This window comes from Thiohalorhabdus sp. (genome assembly GCF_036628635.1).
Lineage (GTDB): Bacteria > Pseudomonadota > Gammaproteobacteria > Thiohalorhabdales > Thiohalorhabdaceae > Thiohalorhabdus.
This window is the reverse complement of sequence record NZ_JAZKRM010000010.1, coordinates 38,422-64,163: the sequence shown is the minus strand read 5'-3', so window position 1 is coordinate 64,163 and position 25,742 is coordinate 38,422. Positions and strand designations below refer to the sequence as shown.

Annotated in this window: 21 protein-coding genes; 8 read left to right on the top strand and 13 right to left on the bottom strand. The window is 66.4% G+C overall.

Translation table 11 applies throughout. The features are described 5' to 3' along the window. The first annotated feature begins 178 nt into the window (after positions 1-178). From V5A19_RS05260 to V5A19_RS05245, 4 genes are read left to right on the top strand one after another with little or no spacing between them, the layout of a single operon-like run. Entirely contained in the window at positions 179-1,384 is a 1,206-nt protein-coding gene (locus V5A19_RS05260; RefSeq protein WP_332317424.1) for a quaternary amine ABC transporter ATP-binding protein, read from the top strand. Continuing rightward, positions 1,381-2,346, top strand: coding sequence for an ABC transporter permease (locus V5A19_RS05255; RefSeq protein WP_332317425.1), 966 nt, complete (start codon positions 1,381-1,383; stop codon positions 2,344-2,346). The genes V5A19_RS05260 and V5A19_RS05255 overlap by 4 nt, the downstream gene beginning before the upstream one ends. Positions 2,347-2,355: 9 nt before the next feature. Continuing rightward, complete coding sequence (locus V5A19_RS05250) at positions 2,356-3,348, top strand: glycine betaine ABC transporter substrate-binding protein (RefSeq protein ID WP_332317426.1); 993 nt, start codon at positions 2,356-2,358, stop codon at positions 3,346-3,348. Between the two features lie 26 nt (positions 3,349-3,374). Next, on the top strand, positions 3,375-5,021 hold the full coding sequence (locus V5A19_RS05245; RefSeq protein WP_332317427.1) for a BCCT family transporter: 1,647 nt from the start codon (positions 3,375-3,377) through the stop codon (positions 5,019-5,021). Here the strand turns inward: V5A19_RS05245 and V5A19_RS05240 are convergent. The 13 genes from V5A19_RS05240 to def all read right to left on the bottom strand — a co-directional run bounded on the left by V5A19_RS05240 (position 4,978) and on the right by def (position 19,784). Further along, positions 4,978-6,435 carry a TrkH family potassium uptake protein gene (locus V5A19_RS05240; RefSeq protein WP_332317428.1) on the bottom strand — a complete coding sequence of 486 codons (1,458 nt, stop codon included), beginning with the start codon at positions 6,433-6,435 and terminating at the stop codon, positions 4,978-4,980. The two genes, V5A19_RS05245 and V5A19_RS05240, sit on opposite strands and share 44 nt — an antisense overlap. Before the next feature lie 48 nt (positions 6,436-6,483). Next, positions 6,484-7,860 carry a Trk system potassium transporter TrkA gene (gene trkA / locus V5A19_RS05235; protein ID WP_332317429.1) on the bottom strand — a complete coding sequence of 459 codons (1,377 nt, stop codon included), beginning with the start codon at positions 7,858-7,860 and terminating at the stop codon, positions 6,484-6,486. Between the two features lie 177 nt (positions 7,861-8,037). Next, on the bottom strand, positions 8,038-8,871 hold the full coding sequence (locus tag V5A19_RS05230; protein ID WP_332317430.1) for an SDR family NAD(P)-dependent oxidoreductase: 834 nt from the start codon (positions 8,869-8,871) through the stop codon (positions 8,038-8,040). A 14-nt stretch (positions 8,872-8,885) separates the two neighbouring features. Then, positions 8,886-10,022 carry an OmpA family protein gene (locus tag V5A19_RS05225; protein WP_332317431.1) on the bottom strand — a complete coding sequence of 379 codons (1,137 nt, stop codon included), beginning with the start codon at positions 10,020-10,022 and terminating at the stop codon, positions 8,886-8,888. Continuing rightward, the gene (locus tag V5A19_RS05220; protein ID WP_332317432.1) at positions 10,006-11,070 is read right to left on the bottom strand and encodes a hypothetical protein; all 1,065 of its coding nucleotides are present in this window, start codon (positions 11,068-11,070) and stop codon (positions 10,006-10,008) included. Before V5A19_RS05220 ends, V5A19_RS05225 begins: the two co-directional genes overlap by 17 nt. Before the next feature lie 41 nt (positions 11,071-11,111). Then, entirely contained in the window at positions 11,112-12,521 is a 1,410-nt protein-coding gene (locus V5A19_RS05215; protein ID WP_332317433.1) for a sigma-54-dependent transcriptional regulator, read from the bottom strand. After that, positions 12,514-14,646: a sensor histidine kinase gene (locus V5A19_RS05210; RefSeq protein ID WP_332317434.1), complete on the bottom strand. Its 2,133-nt coding sequence runs from the start codon at positions 14,644-14,646 to the stop codon at positions 12,514-12,516. Before V5A19_RS05210 ends, V5A19_RS05215 begins: the two co-directional genes overlap by 8 nt. Positions 14,647-14,853: 207 nt before the next feature. After that, the gene (locus V5A19_RS05205; RefSeq protein ID WP_332317435.1) at positions 14,854-15,408 is read right to left on the bottom strand and encodes a DUF4390 domain-containing protein; all 555 of its coding nucleotides are present in this window, start codon (positions 15,406-15,408) and stop codon (positions 14,854-14,856) included. After that, positions 15,405-15,974, bottom strand: coding sequence for a hypothetical protein (locus tag V5A19_RS05200; protein ID WP_332317436.1), 570 nt, complete (start codon positions 15,972-15,974; stop codon positions 15,405-15,407). The genes V5A19_RS05205 and V5A19_RS05200 overlap by 4 nt, the downstream gene beginning before the upstream one ends. Further along, complete coding sequence (gene rsmB / locus V5A19_RS05195) at positions 15,974-17,302, bottom strand: 16S rRNA (cytosine(967)-C(5))-methyltransferase RsmB (RefSeq protein WP_332317437.1); 1,329 nt, start codon at positions 17,300-17,302, stop codon at positions 15,974-15,976. The genes V5A19_RS05200 and rsmB overlap by 1 nt, the downstream gene beginning before the upstream one ends. Before the next feature lie 16 nt (positions 17,303-17,318). Next, positions 17,319-18,173, bottom strand: coding sequence for a zinc metalloprotease HtpX (gene htpX, locus V5A19_RS05190; protein ID WP_332317438.1), 855 nt, complete (start codon positions 18,171-18,173; stop codon positions 17,319-17,321). Positions 18,174-18,238: 65 nt separating this feature from the next. Next, entirely contained in the window at positions 18,239-19,210 is a 972-nt protein-coding gene (gene fmt, locus V5A19_RS05185) for a methionyl-tRNA formyltransferase (protein ID WP_332327726.1), read from the bottom strand. A gap of 61 nt (positions 19,211-19,271) precedes the next feature. Then, positions 19,272-19,784, bottom strand: a complete 513-nt coding sequence (def, locus tag V5A19_RS05180) for a peptide deformylase (protein WP_332317440.1) — start codon at positions 19,782-19,784, stop codon at positions 19,272-19,274. Between the two features lie 599 nt (positions 19,785-20,383). Here def and V5A19_RS05175 point away from each other — a divergent pair. The 4 genes from V5A19_RS05175 (at position 20,384) to topA (ending at position 25,591) form a co-directional block, all read left to right on the top strand. Continuing rightward, positions 20,384-21,421: a LysM peptidoglycan-binding domain-containing protein gene (locus V5A19_RS05175; RefSeq protein ID WP_332317441.1), complete on the top strand. Its 1,038-nt coding sequence runs from the start codon at positions 20,384-20,386 to the stop codon at positions 21,419-21,421. 1 nt (position 21,422) lies between these two features. Then, the gene (dprA, locus tag V5A19_RS05170) at positions 21,423-22,532 is read left to right on the top strand and encodes a DNA-processing protein DprA (protein ID WP_332317442.1); all 1,110 of its coding nucleotides are present in this window, start codon (positions 21,423-21,425) and stop codon (positions 22,530-22,532) included. 13 nt (positions 22,533-22,545) lie between these two features. Beyond that, entirely contained in the window at positions 22,546-23,031 is a 486-nt protein-coding gene (locus V5A19_RS05165) for a DUF494 family protein (RefSeq protein ID WP_332317443.1), read from the top strand. 196 nt (positions 23,032-23,227) lie between these two features. Further along, positions 23,228-25,591 (top strand): type I DNA topoisomerase, encoded by a 2,364-nt coding sequence (topA, locus tag V5A19_RS05160; protein ID WP_332317444.1) that lies wholly within the window; start codon positions 23,228-23,230, stop codon positions 25,589-25,591. Positions 25,592-25,742: the final 151 nt, after the last annotated feature.

The window sequence follows — 25,742 nt, the reverse complement described above, 5'->3', positions numbered from 1 at the left end:
TGCCCCCCCGACCGGACCAGCCCCATACTCGACCTAACCGCCCCACACAGCGGTTCCCTTTTGGCCCGAGCGGAACGCGCCGGTGGCACCGCCGGGGTGCTCCTGGCCCAGCGATAAGGGGCTTCGGACCGCCGGATAGCGAGACCTTTGCAACCGTCTTCCTCGGCAAGAGACCGCCATGCCCGATCCCGAAGCCGTGGTGGAGGTGGACCACCTCTACAAGATCTTCGGCCCCCATCCCGACATCGTCTTCCAGCTCATCGAGCAGGAAGGCCTGGGCAAGGAGGCCATCTTCGAGCGCACCGGCATGACCGTGGGCGTCCGCGACGCCAGCTTCCGGGTCTACAAAGGCGAGGTCTTTGTGGTCATGGGGCTGTCCGGCTCGGGCAAGTCTACCCTGCTGCGCATGCTCAACCGGCTCATGGAGCCCTCCGGCGGCCGAGTGCGCATCCACGGCACCGACGTCACCGCCATGGATCGGCGCGATCTCGTCAAGCTGCGTCGCCAGGAAATGAGCATGGTGTTCCAGTCCTTCGCCTTGCTGCCTCACCTGACCGTTCAGGAGAACGCCGCTTTCGGCCTGGATGTGGGCGGCTTTAATCGCCACGAGGCCATGGAGCGGGCATTGGAGGCCCTGGATCAGGTGGGCCTGAGGCCCAACGCCGACAGCTACCCCGACGAGCTCTCCGGTGGCATGCAGCAGCGGGTGGGCCTGGCCCGGGCCCTGGCGGTGCATCCCAGCCTCATGCTCATGGACGAGGCCTTCTCCGCCCTTGATCCCCTCATCCGGCGCGAGATGCAGGACGAGCTTCTGAGCCTCCAGGCGGAGAGCGAGCGCACCGTGGTGTTCATCTCCCACGACCTAGACGAGGCCCTGCGCATCGGCGACCGCATCGCCATCATGGAAGGCGGGCGCATCCTTCAGGTGGGCACCCCGGGCGAGATCCTCGGTCATCCTGCCGACGACTACGTGCGCTCCTTCTTCAAGGGCGTGGACGTCGGCCACATCTTCGAGGCTCGCGACCTGGCCAAAAAGGACCAGATCACCTTCCGCCAGCCCCGGGCTGGAATCATGGACATCGCCACTCTGGTGCGCCACATGCGCGAATACGGGCGCACCTTCGGCTACGTCCTGGACCCGGAGGCCGGTTATGTGGATACCGTGTCCCTGTATTCCCTGGAGGCCCTGCTTGATGGCACCGAGCCGCCCCTTGAAGAGGCCTACCTGGGCATCGGGGCGGTCAAGGCCAGCGCCCACTTGGATGAGGTCCTGCGCCTGATGTCCTACCATGACGCCCCCTTGCCGGTGGTAACCGAGGGAGGCGCCTTCCTGGGCGCTATTGCCAGCCCCACCCTGCTGGCCACCATGGCCCGGGCCCGATGACGGTGCTGCGTGCCCTCCTCGCCGGTGTGCTCCTGGCGGGGGCGCCGCGCGCTGCCGCGGCCTCCGACTGCCGCATCCCTGTGGCCTATTACATCGAGCGGGCGGTGGACTGGCTGCTGGCCAACGCCCAATGGCTGTTTGACGCCATTGTGGCGGTGATCGATGCCCTCACCACGGGCATCGAAACCGTGCTGATGACGCCACCCGCCTGGCTTCTGACCCTGATCCTGGCCGCGCTGGGCGCCTGGCGGGTGAACTGGCGTTTCGCCCTGTTTACCATCCTCGCCCTGGCCCTGGTGGTGGGCATGGACCTGTGGCGGGACACCGTGGCCACCCTGGCTCTGGTGCTGGCGGCCACTGCAGTGGCACTGGTTATCGGCCTGCCCATCGGCATCTGGGCCGCCCGACGCGACACCGTGGAGAAGGTGGTCCGACCCCTCCTCGACTTCATGCAGACCATGCCGGCCTTCGTCTATCTGATCCCGGCCGTGATGTTCTTCAGCACCGGTAAGGTCCCCGGCGTGATCGCCACCATCATCTTCTCCATGCCGCCGGCGGTACGCCTGACCAACCTCGGCATCCGCCAGGTCCCCAGTGAGCGGGTGGAGGCCGGCCTGGCCTTCGGCTGCACCCCTCGCCAGCTGCTGTTCAAGGTGCAGATCCCCTCGGCCATGCCGTCGATCATGGCGGGCATCAACCAGAACATCATGCTGGCCCTGTCCATGGTGGTCATCGCCTCCATGATTGGCGCCGGCGGCCTGGGCGACGTGGTCCTGCGGGGGATTCAGCGGCTGGACGTGGGCCTGGGCTTCGAAGGCGGCATCGGAGTGGTGATTCTGGCCATCATCCTGGACCGCATTACCCAGAGCTTTGGCCGCCAGCGGCGGGTCTCGATCCGGCAGCGGCTACGGCAGCTGTTCTGGCCCAGCGACCCCCGTGAAGCCGGGCCTTCGCAGCAATAGGAGGTAGCCATGGGCGTGTGGCTTAAATGGCTGGCCAGCGTCGGGGTCGCAGTGGTGGCCGGAGGCGTGCTGGTTTACCTGATAAACTGCGGTCCGGCCCTCAACGGCGGCGAGCGGGCCCGAAGCGGCCCACCCGGCGCCGCCGGTCCACCCGCCCCGGAGCGGCCGGCCGGGGGGGCCGACACCCTGCGCATCGGCTGGACCGCCTGGTCCGACGCCGAGGTTATGACTCTGATGGCCCAGCGGCTGCTGGAGCGCCACACCGATCTGGAGGTTGAACGGGTCATGACCGACATCGGCGTCCAGTACCAGGGGGTGGCCAACGGTGACCTGGACATCATGCTCATGGGGTGGCTGCCGGTGACCCACCGCAACTACTGGGACCAGGTTCGGGACGAGGTGGTGAACCTGGGGGTCCTGTACACCGGCCGTCTGGGCTGGGTGGCGCCGTCCTACGTACCCGAAGAGCAGGTCAGTAGCCTGACCGACCTGGCCGACCCGGAGGTGGCCAAACGCATGGGCGGCAAGGTCCAGGGCATCGATCCCGGCTCGGGCCTGATGCAGGCCTCGGAAGAGGCCATGGAGGCCTACAACCTGCAAGAGCTGGAGCTAGTCGCCTCCAGCAGCGCCGCCATGACCGCCGTCCTCGACCGGGCCATCCGCAATGGGGAGTGGGTGGTGGTCACCGCCTGGCAGCCGCACTGGATCTTCGCCAGCTACGACCTGCGCTTCCTGGACGACCCCAAGAGGGTGCTGGGCCGGGAGGAGCGTGTCCACGCCCTTGCCCGGGAAGGCTTCCAGGCCGACTTTCCCCCGGCGGTTACCGGGTTCTTCAGCCGCCTCCACGTGCCCCGAGAAGAGCTAGCGGCGATCCTTTTAGAAGTGCAGCAAACCTCCGTGGGGGAGGCGGTGGACCGCTACATCGAAACCCACCCGCGGCGTGTCCGGTACTGGCTCACCGGGGCGGTTGAAGAATCCGACGAGAGCCCCCAACCTCAATAGGGAATCCACGCCCCCACGAGGGCCCGATGGCCACCGCACCCGCCCCGCTCGCGCGCCTGACCCGGACCATGGAGCCCTGGGTCTTCCTTCCGGCAGCCGCCCTGGTTCTCGGCTTCGTGGCCTTCGGCGGGCTGTTCACCGAGACCGCCCGCACCAGCTTCGAAACCCTGCAGGCGGCCATCGTAGCCCATTTCGGCTGGTTCTATATCCTAACCGCGTCCACCCTGCTCGGCTTCGTGCTGTGGCTATTGTTCTCCCGCTTCGGCCGCATCCGCCTAGGTGGGCCGGACACCTATCCCGAGTTCGGTTACCTCGCCTGGTTCAGCATGCTCATGAGCGCCGGCATGGGCATCGGCATCGTCTTCTTCGGCGTCGCCGAGCCGCTGCAGCATTTCAAGAGCCCGCCCGGCGGGGAGGGCGGCACTCAGGACGCCATCCGCGAGGCCATGCGCTACACCTTCTTCCATTGGGGCCTGCACCCCTGGGCCATCTACACCGCCCTGGCCCTGCCGCTGGCCTATTTCCACTTTCGCCACCATCTGCCCCTCGCGCCACGCTCGCTGCTTTACCCCCTGCTGGGTGAGCGCATCTACGGTGCGCCCGGCCACGCCGTGGACGTGCTGTGCACCGTGGGCACCCTGTTCGGCGTCGCCACCTCGCTGGGCCTGGGCGCGGCCCAGGTCAACGCCGGATTCGGTCGGCTGTTCGGCATGCCCCAGGGCACCGGCCCTCAGCTCCTTCTCATCGGCGGCATTACCGCCCTGGCCACCATCTCGGTGGTCTCTGGCCTGCACCGCGGTATCCGCTTTTTGAGCCAGTTCAACATCGGCCTGACGGTGGTCATCTTCGCCTTCGTGCTCCTGGCGGGCCCTACCGTGTTCGTGCTGGAAGTGTTCGTGAACGGGATCGGCTACTATCTGCAGAAATTCCCGTTCACCAGCCTGCACATCGCCCCCGGGCAGGAAGGGGCCGGGTGGCAGGCCCACTGGACCCTGTTCTACTGGAGCTGGTGGATTTCCTGGTCGCCCTTCGTGGGCGTGTTCGTGGCCCGCATCTCCAAGGGCCGAACCATCCGGGAGTTCATCACCAGCACCCTGCTGGTGCCCACCCTGGGGGGCTTTCTGTGGTTTTCGGCCCTGGGCGGAACCGGCATCCACCTGGAGCTGTTCGGGGCCGGCGGTATTTCCGAGCAGGTAGCGGCCAACGAGGCCCTGGCCCTGTTCGCCGTGCTGGAGCAGCTGCCGCTGGCGACCCTGACCTGGGCCCTTGCCACGCTCCTGGTGATCGTTTTCTTCGTGACCTCGTCGGACTCGGGCTCGCTGGTGGACGACATGGTCACCTCCGGCGGCCACCCCGACCCGCCGCGGGTGCAGCGGCTGTTCTGGGCCCTGGCTGAAGGCACGGTGGCGGCCACGCTACTCTACTTCGGCGGCCTCAACGCCCTGCGCACGGCGTCGCTGACCACTGGGCTGCCCATGGCGGTCTTTTTGCTTGTTGCGGCAGTGGGCATCGTGCGGGCGCTGCGGGTGGACTACGCTCGGGCGGGGGTGCCCTCGGCGGAGGAGCTGACCGAGAGCTGGGGCCGCATGCCGGGGCTCAGCCTCAACCGCAAAGGGGAGGGCAAGGCGCCTACTTCCGCCAGAAAGCCGGCATCAGCAGAACGAAAAAGGTGAACAGCTCCAGCCGACCTAGAAGCATTGCCAGTGCCAAAACCCACTTCCCGGGGGCGGAGATGGAGGCGAAGCTGTCCGCCGGGCCCACCTCCCCCAGACCGGGTCCGATGTTGGTCAGGGTGGCGGCCACGGCCCCGGCGGCGGTGAGGAAGTCGCCGTCCTCCAGCGCCAGCATGACCATCACCAGGATCACGAAGGTGGACACGTACACCGCGAAAAAGCCCCACACCGCCTGGATTACCGCCTCCGGCACGGGGCGGCCGCGGAGCTTGAGGGGGGCCACAGCATGAGGGTGTATCAGCAGATAGCTTTGGCGATACCCCTGCTTGAGCATGACCAGGAAGCGCACCGCCTTGATGCCGCCGCCGGTGGAGCCGGCGCTGGCCATGAAGAAACCGGAAAGCAGCAGCATATAGGGCAGCAGCGACGGCCACGCGGCGTAATCCGCGGTGGCGAAGCCCGTTGTGGTACCGATGGATACTGCCTGGAATACGGCCCGGCGGAAGGCCTCCTCGCCGGAGGGATAGACCTGGTACGCCAGCAGCACCACGGTCACCACCGCCACCAGCCCGGTCAGGAGTCCGGCGTAGGTCCGAAACTCCGGATCGGCCACATAGGCCCGCAGACCCTCGCCGTGGAGGAAGGCGAAGTGCAGGGCGAAGTTGACCGCCCCCAAGAACATGACCCCGGTGAGGATGTACTCCACAGCCGGGTTATCGAAGTAGCCGATGGAGGCGTCATGGGTGGAGAAGCCGGCGGTGCCCACCGCCGTGAAGCTGTGGGAAACGGCATCGAAGGGCGTCATTCCCGCCAGCCATAGGGCCAGGGCGGCGGCCACGGTCAGGCCGACGTAGATGATCCACAGGGCCTTGGCCGTCTCGTTGATGCGGGGGGTCAGCTTCTGATCCTTGACCGGCCCGGGTACCTCGGCCTTGTACAGCTGCATGCCACCAATCTGGAGTATGGGCAAGATGGCCACCGCCAGGATGATGATGCCCATGCCCCCCAGCCACTGCATCTCCTGGCGCCAAAAGCGCACGGCGTGGGGCATGTCGTCGAGGCCCGACAGCGCCGTGGACCCGGTCGTGGTTAACCCCGACATGGACTCGAAAAAGGCAGTGGAGAACCCCGGGGCGACCCCCGAGAAGTACAGCGGCAAGGCCCCGAACACCGCCAGGACCCCCCAGAACAGGGTCACCAGCAGAAAGCCGTCGCGGTGGCTGACCTCCCGCGATACCGCGCGGGTTGTTAACCAGAGCAAAAAGCCGGCACCCAAGGTCAGTAGGTAGGCATCGGCGAAGGCGGTCAGGGCCCCGTCGCCGTAGGCCCAGGCCATGACCAACGGCGGCAGGATCGCCGTGGAGAACACCATCAGCAAAACGCCAAGAATATAGCCGATGGTGACCAAGTGCATGCGCCGCTTCCCGCCTGGTTATCGTTTCGGAACCGTGTGGCCCCTGGTTTAGAAGAAGCCCAGCCCCACCTGGAACAGCTTCTCCACCTGGGCGATCTTGCGCTTGTCCACCAGAAACAGGATGACGTGGTCCTCCGGCTCGATGACCACGTGGCGGTGGGCAATCAGGACCTGCCCGCCGCGGACAATAGCCCCGATAGTCACCCCGCGCGGCAGCTGGATCTCGTCCAGTCGCCGGCCGATGACCTTGGAGGTGGAAGCGTCGCCGTGGGCGAGCAGCTCGATGGCCTCGGCGGCACCCCGGCGGAGGCTGTGCACCATGGCCACGTCACCCCGGCGGACGTGAGCGAGGATGCGGCCAATGGTGGCCAGGTAGGGTGAGACCGCCACATCGATTCCAGTCTGCTGCACCAGGTCCACATAGGCGCCCCGGTTGATCAGGGTGACCACCCGCTGCACGCCGATCTGCTTGGCCAGCATGGAGGCCATTATGTTGGCCTCGTCGTCGTTGGTAACGGCGACGAACATGTCCATGGCGCCGACGTTCTCCTCCCGCAGGAGGGTCTCGTCGGCGCCGTCCCCCTGCAGGACCAGGGTGTGCTTGAGGTCGGCGGCCACTTGGGCCGCATGTCCCGGGTTGTGGTCGATGAGCTTGACCTGGACCGGCGTGCGCTCCAGGGATTCCGCCAAGGAGCTGCCGATCTTGCCGCCACCGACGATGACCAGCCCGCGCACAGTCTCCTCGGCACCCCGCAGCGAGGTGAGCACCCCCTGGATGTGCTCGCGAGCGGCGATGAAGAAGACCTCGTCGCCTTCCTCGATGACCGTGGGCCCCTCCGGGATGATGGCCTGGCCGCGGCGATAGATGGCCGCCACCCGGGTATCCACCCCGGGCATCCGGTGGCGGAGCTCCTGCAGCTGGTGGCCCACAAGGGGGCCGTCGGGCTCGGCACGCACGCCCACCAGCCGCACCCGGCCGCCTGCGAAGTCCACCACTTGCAGCGCCCCCGGGTGCTCCACCAACCGATGGATGGAGTCGGTCACCACCTGCTCGGGGCTGATGATGTAATCCACGGGAAAGGCGTCGGGGGTGAACAGCTCGGGTTGGGTAAGGTACTCGGGGGCGCGCAGCCGGGCCAGCTTGGTGGGGGTATGGAACAGGGTCTCGGCCATCTGGCAGGCGACCATGTTCACCTCGTCCGACGCCGTCACCGCCAGCACCATGTCCGCCGCCCCCAGGCCGGCCTGTTCCAGGACCTCGGGATAGGCGGCATGGCCCGAAACGGGCTGTATATCCAGCCGTTCCCCAAGGGCCGCCAGCCTGTCGCCGTCGTGATCGACGACCGTGATGTCGTGGCCTTCCAGGGCCAATTGTTCGGCAACGGGGGCACCCACCTGGCCAGCACCGAGGATGGTGATCTTCACCGGGCACTCCGAGAAAAGTGTTCAGTTTTCAGTTATGGCCCCATACCAAACAGCGTTCCGAGCAACTTTTTGGACGGGAAGAGCCGGAACCTTCCTCGGGCCACCCTCCTGTCCTGCGGCCCGATCCGCAGCCTTCCCCCGCCTTTTTCAGAGAAACCTGAAAACTTAACACTGCCGTCAACTAAGGCGCCGCAGAAACGGTTCCAGCCAGCGGGTGGGCAGGGCCCACTTCAAACCGGCCAACAAATAGGTAGGGAGGGTCACGTAGTAGCGAGCCCGTGGGCGGCCTTTCTCCAGGGCCTTTACCGTCTTGGCCAGCACTGCCTCGGGTCCCAGGGTGAACGGAGCATCTTCCGTCCCGGCCAGGCGGGTAGCAATGTCGCGCTGGTAGACAGTCCGGTGGTAGCTGTGCTCAACATCGATGTTGGCCTGGAAAGCCCGGTAGGCATTTTGCCTGAAGTGGCTGGTGATCGGCCCCGGCTCGATCAGAACGGCTTGGATGCCGCTGCCGACTAGCTCCAGGCGCAGGGTGTCAGTCAGCCCCTCCAGGGCGAACTTGGAGGCGTTGTAGGCCCCCCGGTAACCCAGGGCCACCAGACCTAACAGTGAGCTGATCTGAACCACCCGCCCGAAGCCCTGCTCCCGCATAACCGGCAGCAAGCGGGTGGTGAGGTCGTGGGTGCCGAGCAGGTTGACCTCGAACTCCCGGCGTAGGGTTTCCCGGCTGAGGTCCTCCACCGCCCCGGGTTGGCCGTAGGCGGCGTTGTTGACCAGCCCCAACAGCCCGCCTTCGCTGCGCTCGGCGATGGCCCCGGCACAGGCCGCCACCGACTCGGGGTCCGCCAACTCCAGCATCAGCGGCTCCAGGCCGGCTGCTCCCAGTCGCTCCAGGTCGTCATCGGTGCGCGCTGTGGCCACCACGCGGTAGCCGCGGTCGCGCAGCCCCAGCGCAAGGGCCTCGCCGATGCCGGAAGAACAGCCGGTTACGGCGACGGTGGCAGGCATCGACATGGGCGCCCTTGAAGTCAATACCGGGTGATCTTGAGCTCGATGCGCCGGTTCTGGCGGCGCTGCTCGGGGGTCTGACCCGGGGTGAGCGGATGGTACTCACCGTAGGCGGTAGCGGCTAGTCGCTGTGGCTTCACCCCCTGCTCCCTCAGGTGATGAAGCACGGACAGGGCCCGGGCGCTGGAAAGCTCCCAGTTGGAGCTGAACTCGGCGGTGGTGATGGGTACCCGGTCCGTATGGCCCTCCACCATAATGATCATTTCCAGGCCCTCGGGGATGCGGTCGCGTACCTCCCCGTAGGTGGCCACGAAGCGGTCCAGCTGGCGCTTGCCGCCGGGTGACAGCTCGGCCTTGCCGGAGGGAAACAGGATCTCCGACTGGAACACGAAGCGGTCGCCGCGGATCTTGATGTCCCGCCGGTCGGCGAACACCTGCCGCAAGCGGCCAAAGAACTCGGATCGGTAGCGTTCCAGCTCTTCGACCCGCTTCAGCAGCTCGGTGCGGATCCGCGCCGCCATGGCCTCAATGCGCGCCGCCTGCGCCTTTTGGCGGCTTTGCTGGGCTTCCAGCTCCCCTTGCAGCTCTTCCACCCGGGATTCGGCGGCGACGCGCTCACGCTCCTCCACCTTCAGGGCCCGTTCCAGCCGCCGCAGCCGTTCGTTGAGCCGGGCCACGTGCTCGGCAAGGGCGTCCAGGTTGGCTGAGGCCGTGCGGGCGCGCTTGCGCTCCTCGGCCAGCTCCGCCTCAGTTGCCTCCTGATCCCGACCGACCTGCGCCAGCTGCTCCCGGACCTGGCGGCGGGCTTCCTCGGCGGCCGCAAGCTCCTCCCCGAGCCTTTCGGCCCGCTGGCGCTGTTCAGCAAGACGCTCCTCCAGCTGCGCGCGCTTTTTCCGACTTGCCGCCAGCTCCTCCTGCAGCTCCTTTTCCCGCTCCTCGGCGGTTCCCAGCAGATCGGACAGGCGCTCCACCTGGCCGCGCAAGGCGGTAATGGTCTCCTCCTGGGAGCCCACCTGCCGGGACAGCACCACCTCGAAGAGGAAGAACAGGATCAGCAGGAACACGAGCACCACCACCAGCCCGGCGAGGGCATCGGTAAACCCGGGCCAGATGTGGGCGATGCTTCCCTCGGGTTGGCGCCTACGCCGACGGGCCATGATCCGACCCCTTGTCCCGCGCTACAAGCCGCGCCAGACGGTCCAAGTGCTCGCCCAGGGCGCGGTTGCGCTGGGCCTCCAGACGCTCCAGGTGGTTGGCCAGCTCGCGAATCTCCGTCTGGGTCGCCTCGCCGCTGCTCTCTACGGTACGGGCCAGGGTGCCAGCCTCAGGCTGGCTGGCAATAAGGCGCTCCATTTGTTCACCCGCCGCGTCCAGGCGCTGGCTCACCCCTTCCAGCAGGGCGGCGGTATAGGCCGGCCGGTCCTCGGCCTCCATGTCCAGATCCTCGGGCCGGCGACGCGCCCGCCAGAAAGGCAAAAGTCCGGTAACGATGAGCTCCTCGGTGCGGCTCTGCCCGTGGGCCAGGGCCCGGCCTAGCTGGTTCTCGGTAAAGCCCACAATCAGCGAGGCCCCCAGGCCGTACAGGCTGGTAGCGAAGGCCAGGGCCATGCCGTCAATGGGCGCGGCCATGCGGTCGCGCAACGCGGTTACGAAGGCGGCAACATCGTCGTATTTTTCAGCGGCAAGCGTGTCGATGATGCCTTGGACCCCCTGCACCGTCTGCAGGAGGCCCCAGAAGGTGCCGAGCAAACCCAAAACGATAAGGGTTCCGGCCAGGTAGCGCGGCAGGGTTTGCCGGCTCTCGGTGCGCTCGCCCAGACTGTCCAGCAGGTAGGGCAAAGTGGTGTGATGATGGCCGCGCAGGACCACGTCCCGCACGGTGCTCAATAGCTCCGCTTGACCGCGGGGCTCGCCGGTCAGCACCGCCTGATCCACGTCCTCGGGGGCTTCCCTGCCAGCATCGACGTTACCCAGGTGGGCGGCGATGCGGTCCAGGTAGCGATCCTCGCGAACCAGGACCCCCAGCTGCCACAGGACGTCTACCAGGCCTACCCCAAGTAGGAGCAGGATCACGCCGTTCAGCGGTGGGTTGGCCCGGTACAACCGCTCCAGAGGCTCAATGAACCAAATCGCGCCAGCCACCAGGATGGCCAGAAAGACCACGATCCGGATCAGATAGCGCAGGCTGCGTCTCGTTTGGCCCATTGACCCCTCCTACGGCTGACGACGGCCGGGCAACCGGCCCCTCAGCCCTTGTCGCCGTTCTTGAATTGCCCGGCCTCGATCCCCAGCTGCTTCAGCTTGCGGTAGAGGTGGGTACGCTCCAAGCCTGCCTCGGCGGAGGTTCGGGTGATATTTCCCCCGTTAGCCCGCAGGTGGTAGGCAAGGTAACATCGCTCGAAATCCTCCCGAGCCTGCCGCAACGGTGCTTCAAACAGCCGTTCCGGAACCTGGGGACGGGCGGCGCTTCCCAGGGCATCACGGACATCCCCCGCCCCCACTGGATCGGCCTCGGAGAGGATAAGGATCCGCTCCAAGACGTTCTCTAGCTCGCGGACATTGCCGAGCCAAGCGTGCTCCGCCAGGGCGTCTAGGGCCCCCTTATCGAAGGTCCGGGAGCGCAGGCCCTCTCGCTGGCACTGTCGCTGCAGGAAGTGGTCCACCAAGGCCGGGATGTCCCCCGCATGGTCCCGCAGGGGTGGCACCGTGATGGGGAGCACGTTCAACCGATAGTAGAGATCGCTCCGGAAGGCCCCCTCACGTACCAGGCCGTCTAGGTCACGGTTGGTTGCCGCCACCACCCGAACATCCACATGCACCGGGTCATTGCCGCCTACACGTGTGAACCGCTGCTCCTCCAGCACCCGGACTAGGCGGGCCTGGACGTCTGCCTGCATATCGGCCACTTCATCCAGAAACAGCACGCCGCCGTCGGCCTGCTCGAAGCGACCGGGCTGGCTACGCTCCTCCAGCTCTCGGCCGAACAGCTGGGTCTCCATGCCGTCGGGCGCGATGGCCGCCGAATTGATGGCGATGAAGGGGCCGCTAAGACCGGACCTCTCGTGCAGGGCGCGCGCCGCTGCTTCCTTACCCACCCCCGGCTCACCCGCGATCAGGACCGCCCCCTGGGAGCCCGCGAGCCGTTCGATTTGGTGGCGAAGCTGTGCCATGGGCGCGCTGTCGCCCACGAGCACCGCCCCGGGCGCACCATTCCGCAGGGACTCGTTCTCCCGGCGCAGGCGTACCGCCTCGGTGGCGTGCTCTGCGGTGAGAAGCAGCTTGTTCAGCGAGAGGGGCTTCTCCAGGTAGTCGTAGGCTCCCAGGCGGGTCGCCTCTACGGCCGATTCGATGGTGCTGTGCCCCGACATCATAACCACCGGGAAGGGGAGGGGGCCGTCGGCCACCCATCGCCGAAGCAGATCCATACCATCGGTCCTTGGCATCCAAATATCCAGCAGCACCATGTCGGGGGGGGTCACCCGGACCTGGGCTTCGGCCTCCTGGGCATCGGCCGCGAGCCGCACCGAATAGCCTTCTTCGCCCAGGGTGTCCTCAAGCACGGTCCGGATCTCGGCCTCGTCATCAACCACCAGAATCGCACCGGACTGGTTAGGACCGGGAACGGATTCCGAACTTGAAGGCAGGGGCTCAAACATGGGCACCCTCTCGGCGTTGCTCGCCCCACTCGGCGGCGGGAAGCTCGATCCGAACCCGGGCCCCGCCCTCGGGGGGGTTATCCGCCTCGATACGGCCCCCGTGCTCCTCCACGATCTTGCGCGCGATGGCAAGGCCCAGACCGGAGCCGTGGTCCTTGGTGGTGACGTAGGGATCGAAGAGCCGATCCAGGAGGTCCGTCGGGAAGCCAGGGCCGTTATCGCTAATAGAAACCACCACCCGCGAGGGATCATTCCCGTGCGAGGTCTCGAGCCGGATCCGGCCCGGGGCGTCTTGATCGGCCAGGGCGGCCTGGGCGTTCTGGATCAAATTACCCAAAACCTGGGTTAACCGCGACCCGTCCAGATTGGCCGGTGCCAGATCCGGATCCAGGTCCTGCTCCAGCAGGGCTTCCCCTTGCTGCTCACCGTAGAGGGCCACCGCTTGCCTGACCAGGGCATTGAGGTCTTGGAGCTCTAACCGGTTTTCCGGCTGGCGGGCATACTCGGTAAAGGCGTTGACCATGTCGCGCAGGCTTTCCACCTGTTGGATGATGGTGGTCGTTGCCCGGTCGAGGGGCTCGCCTTCCTCGCCCAGGCGATGGAGGTACTTGCGGCGCAGGCGCTCGGCGGATAGCTGGATGGGGGTCAGAGGATTTTTGATCTCGTGGGCAATGCGCCGGGCCACTTCCCCCCAGGCCGACGCCCGCTGGGCCCGGGACAGCTCGGTGATGTCGTCGAACACCAGCACGAACCCGGATATCTCCGCCTTCGCTCCGGGACGCAGGGGCGCCCCCCGAACCAGCAGGGTCACGGTGCCCGTGCGGGTGTCCGCCAGTTCCACTTGCTCGGTGATGCCCCTTTGCAAATGACCCTTGATGCGCAGATAGAGATCAAATAGCGGCTGTAGATGCCGGTTCTCGCGAGTGAGAACACCCAGGCGCCGGCCGTTCAACTCTTCGTCGGGCAGACCCAGGATCTTTCGGGCTGCGGGGTTGATGGTATCCACCGTGCCCTCAGGGCCCAAGGTCACCACCCCTGAGGTCAGGCTGTCCAGAATGGTTTCCAGGTAGGCCCGCCGGGCCTGGACTTCGGTATGGCTGGCCCGGATCTCTTCCTGAGCCGAAGCCAGCCGACGGGTCATGGTGTTGAAGGAGCGGACCAGTACACCCAGCTCGTCCTGGCTGGGTACCGCCAACTCCCGGCCGTACTGGCCCCTGGCCACGGCGCGGGTGCCCCGGGCCAGATCCCGGATGGGCTCGGTAAAGCGATCCGCCAAGCGGAACGAGAGCCATATGGCCACGAAGACGGTTAGGACCAGCACCAGGGCCAGAACCAGCAAGAAGCTGGTCTTTAAGGGGGCCCTTTCCAGCTGCAAACGCTTATAGGTCTCGGCGGCTTCCCGGATGGTCCGCGAGCGGGCGGCCAGTCCGGCGGGGACGGTGTCCGCAACCCGCAGGACCCGGATGTCCCCGGTGGGGCCGGAAACCGGGAGGTAGGCCTGAATCCGCCATGGGCCATCGTCGCGGGCGGGGACCAGCTGGGTAAACGACTGGCCCTCCGCCACCTTGAGCAGCTCCCGGCGGCCGGGGGCTTGGGGCAGCTGGGGTGTGGCCGCGGCATTGCTGGCCCCCAGCAGGGTACCGTTGGCAGTGAACAGGGCCGCTTTCCGCAACCCCTCGCCCCGCCGTCCTTCAGTGAGCACTAGCTGGAGCGGTGTGCCGTCATTCCCGCTTAATTCCTGGGCCACGGCTTTTCCGTTGGCCAGCACCTCGCTTCGGCGCTCGTCCAGATACAGTTGGGCCATACCCAGTGCCTCGTCCAGGGCCTGCTCCACCTCCACCTGAAACCAGCTGTCCACACTTCGCTGAATGAACTGCATGGAGAACAGGAACACAACTCCCGGCGGCACCAGGGCGAGTATCCCAAAGCGAATAAGCAGACGCGAGGTAAGGCGGGCACCCAGGGCCTCCCGCCGGCGGGCCCCGATTAGACGGGCGAGATTGGTGAGGATGGCGGCCGCCAATCCCAGGAGGGCCACCAGGTCCACCAACAGTAGGATCAGGAAGGAATCCCCGAGGACCGAGCCGCTCTCCAAGGCCCGCGAGGTTAGGATCAGCGACGTCAAAAGGCCCACCAGCAGGAGGCCGGTGGCCAGCCCCCCGGGGGTCAGAAGGCCCTGGCCCTTGTCCCTTTTGCCCGGCTGTTCCGCGATTAAAGACCTCCCCAACCGATGGCGAGCCCCGGTAAGCCGTAAAAGCTGGGCAAGGCGCAGCCGCTGCCCTGCACCCTAACTTGGGCTCCTGCTGGGCTGGCCCATCCTGTCAAACGATTCTTAACGGGCCAGGGGCCGGTAACGCCATTCGCTCGCCCCCTCCCATAGGCTGGTAAGAGAGGCCACGATCCGGGCTGGTAGGCTGAGCTGCTCACGCCGAGCCACCACACGCGCCCCAACGTAATAGTCCACCTCCGCCTGCACCCGGTCGCTTTTCGCCACCTCTATGGATCCGGTCCGCTGGGCCTGCCGGCGGGCCTGGGGCCATTTCCGGGTAAACAGCCGCTGGCCAGTGGCCCAATCGATCACCCGATACTGACGGGTCAGCCGGTTGTAATAGATCTCCTGCCGGACGCGAGTCTTTTCCACGCTGGCGTCGAACCACCAGCCGCGGTCGCGTAACAGCTCTAGCTCCACCGTAAAATCAATGGGCACCCCCTCATGGACCTCGTTGAAGGGCTTCCGGTCCCAGGGGACGCGCCATTCCACGCTGGCCTGCCAGGCGCCCCCGGATCGTTCCAGGCGCAGGCTGGTAACGGCCAGGGAGTCCGCGGCCGTCGGGGGGGCACCCACTAAGGCCAGGCCCGCCAAAATGGTCGCCAGGGAGCCCTTCATGGCCGCAAGCTCGCCAAAACCGCCGCCGGATCCAAGCCCTCCAACCGCTTTTCGGGAAGGATCAGGGTATCCGCGGCGGAATCCCCGAAGGCGGGGGGAGGCCCCTCGGGGTCCGGGCTCAGGGAGCGTTCGGCGCCGTCGGGGCCGTCACCCCAGTCCCCCGGAATCACTGACCCTCGGGCGTGCAACCGTGAGATCCATTCCGGTGCAGGGCCCGCCAACAGTGGCCAGGCCCATGGCGGACCCGACTCCGCCCAAGCCTCAGCGGTAGCATCATCCGGGGCGTGTGACGGCAGGAGCCAATCCACCTCGCAGGCCGCCAAGGCCGGTCCCCATTCCGGACTCGGGGTGGCCGTATCAGGCGCCTGGACCTCCAAGGGAAGGGAGGAATGACGGCGCAAGGCTCCGAGCAGCGCCGTGGCCAGAGCATCACCGGGGTCGGCTTCCAGAGCCAGCCCATCCGCCCCGGCCTCCGTCCACAGGCGGGCCCAGCCGGCCGCATCCACCAGCCTATGGGGCGGAACGCGGACCACCACCCGGGTCTGGAAGGGTCGCCCGCCCCGCATTACGGCGTTTCCTTTCGCAGTCGGGCGTAATAGAAGCCGTCCGTGCCGGCCTCCCCGGGCAGGATCTGGCAACCAGGCCCCGCCGGCCGGCCCCACTGCTGAGGCAAGGGCTCGGCCCTTGCCTCTGGATGGGCCTGCTGGAGGGCAGCCACCCGTTCGCCGTTTTCCTCCGGAAGCACCGAGCAGGTTACGTAGAGCAGCTTGCCACCAGGGCGCAGGATGGGCCACAAGCCCTCCAGCAAGGCCTGCTGGCGATCTTCCATGGGCCCCACGTCCTCCGGGCGCCGCAAATGCTTGATATCCGGATGGCGGCGTATTACCCCGCTTCCGGAACAGGGGGCGTCGATCAGGATGCGGTCGAAGGGCACCCCGTCCCACCACGTTTGCGGTCGGGCGGCGTCACCCCGCAAAAGGGCCTCGGGGGCTAACCCGGTGCGCTCCAGGGTCTCCCGAGTACGGTCCAAGCGGTCAGAGTCGGGGTCGAGGGCCGTCACATGCAGATCCGGGGTCTGGCTCAGAAGGTGGGCGAGCTTGCCCCCGGGGGCGGTGCAGGCGTCCAGGACCCGCTCGCCGGACCGGGTCTCCATAAGCGGGGCCGCCAGCTGGGCGGCGGCGTCCTGAACGCTCGCTCGCCCCTCGGGGAATCCCGGTAGGCTAGCCACGGGCCGGAACGACTTCAGGTTTACCGCCGTTTCCACCAGCGGGTGGGCTTGAGCCTCGATGCCGGCTGCCGCCAGCTCCGCCAAGTAGGCTGCGCGGTCACCGACCACCCGGAGGGTCAGCGGCGGGGCCTGGTTGTTTGCATCCAGCACCCCCTGCCAGGCGTCGGGGTAGGCCGCCTCCAGGGCGATCACCAGCCATTCCGGGTGGGCATTGGCCACGCCCACCGAGCGGGCGTCGGCCGCGGCCAATCGCTGGCCGGGCTCCCTGCCGAAGCGGCGAAGCACGCCGTTAATCAGCCGACGGGCCCAGGCCTTGCTCTTGGACAGGGCACCCACCGTAGCGGAGACAGCAGCATAGGGCGGGATGTTGGTGTGCGCGAGCTGATACAGACCCACCAAGAGCAGGGCCTCCACCTCCGTTTCCCGCCGGGGCAAGGGGCGGTCCAGTAGATCGTCCAAGACGGTGCGCAAACGGATCGCCCAGCGCACCGTACCGGTGGCCAGCTCCCGCAACAGGGCGCGGTCGGAGCGGCCTAGGCCTTGGTAATCCAAGGCCTCCTCCAGGCGCCGACCGCTATGCAGCACCCCACTAACCGCGGTGGCCGCGCGACAACGCACGGCCACGCCGCGGGGGGCGGCCTGGGCCTGCTTAGAGGCCTCGGCCATCAGCGTTCCACCGGCATCAGACCAAGGCCCGGAGGCGCCGGATGCGCTCTTCCATGGGCGGATGGGTGGCAAACAGCTGCATCAGGTCCTCCCCCGAGAGGGGGTTCACGATCATCATCTGGGCGGTGGCGGGGTGGGATTCGGCGCTTTCCATGGGCTCGCGGCTGGCTCCACGTGCCAGCTTGTCCAGGGCCCGCGCTAGGGCCTCGGGGTCGCCGCTGATCTCCGCCCCGCCAGCGTCGGCTCCGTACTCCCGGGCCCGCGATATGGCCATCTGGATTAGGCTGGCGGCGATGGGAGCGAGGATCATGGCCAGGATCATGCCAGCGATGCCTAGGGGGTTGCCGTTGCCCTCGCCGGGACGGCCCCCGAAAAGGAGCATGAACTGGGCCATGTTGGCCAGCGCCGAAATGGCGCCGGCGACGGTTGCAGCGATGGTGGAGATGAGGATATCGCGGTTCTTCACGTGGGCCAGCTCGTGGGCCAGGACCCCCCGGATCTCGCGCTCGTTCAGCAGATCCATGAGACCGGCGGTAACGGCCACGGCCGCATTGTCCGGGTTGCGCCCCGTGGCGAAGGCGTTGGGGGAGGACTCGTCGACTAGGTAAACCGCCGGCATGGGCAGCTCGGCGCGCTCCGCCAGCTTCTCCACGATCTCCACCAGGCGAGGGGCGCTGGCCTTGTCCACGGGCTGCGCGTTGTACATGCGCAGCACCATCTTGTCCGAATACCAGTAGGCCCCGGCATTCATGGCCACGGCCAAGCCTAAGGCGATAACCATACCCGTGGTGCCGCCGAGGACACCACCCACCACCACAAAAAGGGCGGTGAGTGCGGCCATGAGGACAGCGGTCTTCAAACCGCTATGCATCCCTTACTCCTCCTTATACCTTACTTGGCCGGCCCGGCAGAACGGGCCAGAAGGGTATTAACCGTTCAATCGGTTGATCCGTGGGCAGTGACTCGATCGCTAAGAAGGCTGCCCGGGTCCAGGTGCCCACCCCGGACGGCCTCCGTGGCGGACATGCGCCTACGCCCCGGGGGCTGCACCTCTTCCAGGACCAGCAGGCTGCCATCGCCGCAAGCCACGGCGGGCTCGCCGGTCTCATCTCGCACTAGGGTGGCAGGGGCTTGCTCGGTCGGGCCACCGGTCCGAGCCTGCCAGATGCGCAAAGGCCCCCCACCCAGCCGGACAAACGCCACCGGCCAGGGATTGAAGCCCCGCACCCGATTGGCCAGATCGGCGGCGGACTGAGTCCAATCCAGCTCCGCCTCCTCCTTGGTAATCTTGGGGGCGTAGGTGGCCTGGTTCGGGTCCTGGGCCCGGCCCTCCAGGTTTCCAGCACGCAGCCCGGCGACGGTTTCGGCCAAGACTTCGGCACCCAACCGGGCCAGGGCGTCGTTAAGCTCGCCGGCCGTCTCCCGCTCACCGATGGCCCGCGCCCGCTGCAGCAGAATGGGGCCCCTGTCCATTCCGGGGGTCATCTGCATGATGGTGATGCCGGTTGCGCGGCGACCGTCCAGGATGGCCCGCTGGATGGGAGCAGCCCCGCGATAGGCGGGCAGCAGGCTAGCGTGGACATTGAGGCAACCCAGTCGCGGCAGTTCCAGCACCTCCGCCGGGAGCAGCAGCCCGTAGGCGGCTACCACCATCAGGTCGGGGGCCCACCCCGACAGGACCCGCTGGCCCACCCCACCCTTTAGGGTCTCGGGCTGCGCCACGGGGACCCGCGCTTTTTCCGCTACCGTTTTGACAGGGGGCGGCTGCAAGTGGCGGCCGCGCCCCGCCGTCCGGTCCGGCTGGGTTAGCACCCCCACCAACGAATCCGGGCCCTCGACGAGGGCCCGGAGGCTAGGGACGGCAAATTCGGGGGTTCCAGCGAAAACGATACGAAGGGGTGGCTCCAAAGGGGCGATCCGTTCGAGGTGGGGCCGGCCACGACCTAATGCCCGGCGCAGGAAACCGGCCCTAGGCCGGATCCGCCTGGAGCCGCTTGTCCTTTTCCATCTTTTTGCGCAGGCGATTCCGCTTGAGCTTGGACAGGTAGTCCAGGAACAGTTTGCCCTCGAGGTGATCAACCTCGTGCTGGACGCAGCGGGCCGGCAGATCGGTAAACACCTCCTCGCGGGCATGGCCCTCACGATCCGTGAACCGCACCGTGACCTCCGCGGCCCGCACCACAGGCTCGAAGACCCCGGGCAGGGACAGGCAGCCCTCGTCTCCCTCCTGTTCGCCGGTAGCGGCAACGATCTCAGGATTCACCAGGGCCAGCGGCTGACTCCGGTCCTCACTGGTATCCATAACCAGCATCCGGATATAGTGATCAACCTGAGGCGCGGCCAAGCCGACACCACTGGCGGTGTACATGGTCTCCAGCATGTCGTCGATCAGGCGCCGGAGATCCTCATCCACCTCCGGGACGGGTTGGGTTTCCTGGCGCAGCCGTTCGTCGGGGTAGTGCAATATATCCAAAACCGCCATGGGCGATTCCTCAATAGTCTGCTTATTTGGCTCGCGGTCATTGGTGGCGCTTAGCCGGCCACCGGCCCTAGGGGACTCCGTTGGAGTAGTATAGCACAAAAAGTGGGGCCAGGCGGACACCTAAGCGGGCCTTTCCCACAGGGCGCTCGCCACTGGCCGGGCCACCACCAAGGTGCTAAATTTACGGACACCAAAAATCAACCAGGGTTTCGTACCGCAGGATTTCCCGGTTACGGCCTAACGCGGCGGATACAACCCTTTCCTACTGCGTCTGGGCCTGCAGCGGCGGTGCTATCGGCATCGGCCAGGGCGACTTCCTTTTTCGGCATCTCAGGATGGGATGCTGGCCCCATTGTAATGGTAATCCCGATGCTGGTTACCCGAGTGGTCTTACTGCGCCGGTTTTTGCCCGACAACCTCCCGGTCAGGGGGGGATACGGACTCCCGGCTTCGACTAACAAGGATTGACCGGCCGCTTGTCTCAAACGGGGTGGTAAAAGTATAGATTGCTCTGTCCACCGCAATATGGTAGCTAGAAGGGGTGTCCGGGCATGAATGACCACCGGGCCAACCGATTCACCCACAGACAGCGAAGGCCAGTGCCATTGCGGACTCTGCTGCTCGTGCTCACACTGATACCGTTTACGGCCTGGGCCCTAGACCCTGATGACCTGCGTGATGATGCCCCCCAAGTGTATACGGTGAACAAAGGGGACACCCTTTGGGACATCGCCGCCAAATTCCTCGATAATCCCTGGCGGTGGCCGGATCTTTGGGATCGTAATCCCTACATCTCCAACCCCGATCTGATCTACCCCGGGGATCGGCTGAGGCTTTATACGGTCGATGGCGAGCCCCGGGTAGCCCGCCAGCAGGTGGAACGCCTGTCGCCGGAGGTCGGAACCGAGGAGGCCCAGCGATTAGAGGCCATTTCCACGGTAGACCGCAGCGTCGTCATCCCCTACGTGGACCGCTACGGCTTATTGTCGTCCGATCGCGATCCCCAGGAGGTGGGCGGCCACCTGGTGGCGGGCGCCCAGGAGCGCGTCATGTACGCCAGCGGCGACGAGGTCTTCTTCCGCCTGGGTAAAGCGGGTGACGCCGAGACCCGTCAGTGGTACACCTTCCGCAAGCCCGACCCAATCCGGGATTCGGAAAACGGCGAGCTTCTCGGCTACTTCCTGGAGCATACCGGCTTGATCCGGATGCGGGAGCCGGCGGGGGACGATCTGTACGCCGGGACCATTGAGCGCACTTATGCGCCGGTTGAAGAGGGTGACCGGATTTACCCCGGCCGGGCCGCCTCGCCCCAAACCCGCTTCATGCCCAAACCGGCCCCGGATCTGGAAGGGACCATCCTTCGCCACGTCGGCGGCGAATCCCTGTTGGGTGAAGGCCAAATGGTCATCCTTGACCGGGGCGCCCGCCATGGCCTGGAAAAAGGCCACGTTCTAATTGTCCAGGGGAACTCCCGGACCGTGGCGGATCCCCGGACCGGGGAGCCCACGCACTTACCGAGCCGCCAAAAGGGGGTGGTCATGATCATTGAGACCAGCGAGCAGCTCGCCTTCGCGCTAATCATGCAGAATCAACAGCCTCTGGAGGCTGGTGACCGCATCGAGGGCCCCGAGGTCTGAATTGGCCCTCGGGTCCCAAGCCCGGGCCTGGCTGGAGGTGCGACACCTTCCCGGGGTAGGGCCTCGGGTCCTGGGCCGGGCCATGGAGCGGATTACCGATGTCGAAGCCTTCTTCGCCCAATTCGGCGCCGGGGAGGGCAGCGGTCTCCCCCAAGCCGCTCTGGACGCCCTCCGTCACCGCCGGCCACCTCGAGCATTTTACGACGACTGCCATTGGTTAGAGAGGCCGGGCCGCCACTTGGTCCTCCTCGGGGAGGCCGGTTATCCCGATCTGTTGAGGGACCTCCCCGAACCGCCTCCCCTGCTTTACGTGGAAGGCGACCCCACTGCCCTTCAGGCGAGTCCCACCTTGGCCCTCGTCGGCAGTCGCGAGGCTAGCCGGAGCGGGTGCGAGACCGCCCGGGCCTTCGCCCGGGACCTGGCCGGCTGTGGCTTCACCATCGTCAGCGGCCTGGCCCGAGGTATCGATGCCGCCGCCCACCGCGGTGCCCTTGACGGCGGCGGGATCACTGTTGCCGTCCAAGGCCGCGGTCCCGACCGCGTCTATCCCGCCGAGCACGGCCAGTTGGCCGCCGAGATGGTCGAAGGCGGCGCCCTGATCAGCGAATTTCCGGTAGGCACCCCGCCGCGCCCCGGCCATTTTCCCCAGCGCAACCGCCTTATCAGCGGTCTTTGCTTGGGGGTCCTGGTGATGGAGGCCGGGGCCAAGAGTGGGGCCTTGACCACAGCGCGCTGGGCGGGTAGCCAGGGAAGGGAGGTTCTCGCCGTACCGGGATCCATCCATTCCACTCTCAGCCGTGGCCCCAACGGCCTCATCCGGGAGGGCGCCAAGCTGGTTGAAGAGCTCGCCGACATCGCCGAGGAACTCCGCTCCCATCGGCCGGTCCCAATCCAGTCAACCGCTGACGCCGCGGCCCTCGCCCCCGATCTCACCCCCGATCAGGCCCTGGTGGCCGACTGTGTGGATTTCCATCCCACCACCCTGGATCAGGTGGTGGCCCGGTCTGGGTTGACCGCCGATAGGGTTTCGGCCATTCTCCTCGAGCTTGAAATCCGGGGGATTGTAGGGGCTGAGCCCGGCGGTCGGTTCACCCGCACACCCGCTAGCTAGGGATCGCAGGCGCATGAACGAGAACGTCCTCGACATCCTGATGTATCTGTTCGAGAACTACTTTTCCGAGCCCATGGAAGAGGAGCCCGATCAGGGAACCCTGGAGACCGAGCTGTTGGAGGCCGGCTTTGCCGAGCCCAACGTGCGCAAGGCTTTCACTTGGCTGGAAGGTTTGGCCGAACAGCAATCCGACACCGAGGATGAGGCGGAAGCTGGGCCTTCCCGGCGCTCCGTGCGGATCTTTACCGCCGACGAGGCCCACAAGCTTACCCGGGACGCCCGCGGCTTCTTGATCTTTCTCGAGGATACCGGTGTGGTCGATCCCGCCACTCGGGAGCTGGTGATCGACCGCCTGATGGCGCTGGATAGCGAGGAGATCGACACCGAGGCCCTGTCCTGGGTGCTGCTTATGGTTCTCCACAACAGCCCCGGCCAGGAAGGGGCCTATGTCTGGGTGGAGGACATGATTTTCGACCGCATGGATGGGGTCCTCCACTAACCCTCGGACCCGAGCATGCGACGGTACCTGAGGGCCGTCCGGCGCAGGCCGGACGGCCCTCCGTTTCACGAGGGACGGCTTTTCCTGACCGGATGATTGAGGGGCGGTAAACCGCCGCCGGTACCTCCTCCGGGAGTAACATCCGGCCGCCTCCGGCGGCCGCCAGAAGGGCCCTTCAGGGCTAGGATAGCAGACCATGGCAAAGCACGTCGTCGTCGTCGAGTCGCCGGCCAAGGCCAAGAGCATCAACAATTACCTGGGCAACGACTACAAGGTCGTGGCTTCCTACGGCCACGTCCGGGACCTGCGTGCCAAGGAAGGCGCCGTCGATCCGGAGCAAGACTTCCGGATGACCTACGAGGTCATCGAGCGCAACAAGAAGCACGTCGACGCCATCGCCTCCGAGATGGACAACGCCGACAGCCTCATCCTGGCCACCGACCCCGACCGTGAAGGCGAGGCCATCGCCTGGCATCTTGCCGAGCTGCTGCGAGAGCGCGAAAAGCTCGAGGGCAAGCCGGTCTACCGGGTGGTTTTTCACGAGATCACCAAGACGGCGGTCCAGGAGGCGGTGGCCGACCCCCGCGAGATCTCCGAAAACCTGGTTAACGCTCAGCAGGCCCGCCGAGCCCTGGACTACTTGGTGGGCTTCAATCTGTCGCCGCTGTTGTGGAAGAAGGTCCGGCGCGGCCTGTCCGCCGGGCGCGTCCAGAGCCCCGCCCTACGCCTGGTCGCCGAGCGCGAGCAGGAAATCGAGGCCTTCGAGCCCACCGAATACTGGTCCATCGAGGCCGATCTGGCGGCCCAGACCGGCGGCGACGAGGCGATGCCCTTCACCGCCCAACTGGTAGAGGCCGAGGGCGACAAGCTGGAAAAGCTTTCCATTGGCGACAGCGAGCGGGCCGAACAGCTGCGGGCCCGGGTCGAAGGGGCCGCCACCGACGGTGCCCTTTCGGTAAGCTCGGTGGAGAAGAAGCAGCGCAAGCGCAATCCGGCGCCACCGTTTACCACCTCCACCATGCAGCAGGAGGCCTCGCGCAAGCTAGGCTTCCCGGTTTCCAAGACCATGCGCGTGGCCCAGCAGCTCTACGAGGGCATCGACCTCGGCGAGGGCACCGTGGGTCTGATCACCTACATGCGTACCGATTCGGTAAACCTCTCCACCGAGGCAGTGGAGGAGGCGCGGCAGATCATCGGCGAGCGTTACGGGGCCGACTTCCTCCCGGAGCAGCCGCGTGCCTTCAAATCGCAATCCAAGAATGTCCAAGAGGCGCACGAAGCGGTCCGCCCCACAAGCCCGTCGCGCCACCCCGAAACGGTTCGGGACAAGCTCGACAAGGATCAGGCCCGGCTCTACGACCTGATCTGGAAGCGCATGGTGGCCGGTCAGATGAGCCACGCCCTAGTCGACACCGTGACCGTCCACTTCCAGCCGGAGCCCGGGTGGCGCCTCAAGGCCAGCGGCTCCACCATCGCCTTTTCGGGCTTTTTGAAGGTCTACGAGGAGGGCACCGACGACACGGCGGAGCAGAAGGACAACCGGCTGCCGCCGCTGGCCGAGGGCGACCGGCCGTGGCTCCAGCAGGTACGTAAGGAGCAGCACTTCACCGAGCCGCCGCCGCGCTACACCGAGGCCACCCTGGTCAAGCAGCTTGAGGCCTACGGCATCGGCCGGCCCTCAACCTATGCCTCCATCTTGTCCACGCTCCAGGATCGGGGTTACGCCGAGCTCCAGAACAAGCGCTTCTTCGTCACCGACGTCGGGCGGGTGGTTAACCGGTTCTTGACCAACCACTTTACCGATTACGTGGATTACGACTTTACCGCCCGGCTTGAGGACGAGCTGGACGCTATCGCCCGCGGCGAGGCCGACTGGAAGCCCGTTCTGCACCGGTTCTGGGATCCGTTCCACAAGCAGGTGGCGGAAAAGGAGGAATCGGTCACCCGCGCCGAGGTGACCTCCGAGCCCCTCGATGAACAGTGCCCCAAATGCGGGTCTCAGCTGGAGAAGAAGCTCGGCCGCAACGGCCAGTTTATCGGATGCTCGGCCTACCCCGAATGCGACTACACCCGACCGGTGGAAGGTGAGGCCCCCGAGCCCGAGGTCACCGACAAGAAATGTCCCGAATGCGGCCAGCCCCTGGCCATCAAGCACGGCCGTTACGGCAAGTTCCTCGGATGCAGCGCCTACCCCGATTGCAAGCACCGCGAGCCGCTGGAAAAGCCCGAGGGCACCGGCGTCACCTGTCCGGAATGCGGTGAGGGCGAGATCCAGGCCAAGAAGAACCGCCGCGGCAAGGTGTTCTATAGCTGCAACCGTTACCCCAAGTGCAAGTACGCCATGCCCAACCCCCCCCTCGCGGAGAGCTGCCCTAAGTGCGGCTCGGGGGTATTGATGGACAAGACCACCAAGAAATACGGGCGGGAGAAGGTCTGTCCCAACAAGGAATGCAACCACCGCGAGCCCTTCCCCGAGGAGGAGCAAGAAGTGGCCGCGCAGGGCGGTGCCGACACCCCCGCCGAGGAGCCCGAGCCCGCCGAGGCCAAATCCGATTCCTAGGCAGCTGGTTTACCGCCGAGACAGCGGGGCCGGTTAGGGCCGCCAAAGCCTGCCTTGACCAGTGGAGGTTCTCGGCCCCGGCATGCGGGCCGGGTTTTTCTCCCTCTGGGGCCTTTGTGGCCGTTCCCTATGGTTCTCTGACCCTCAGGTT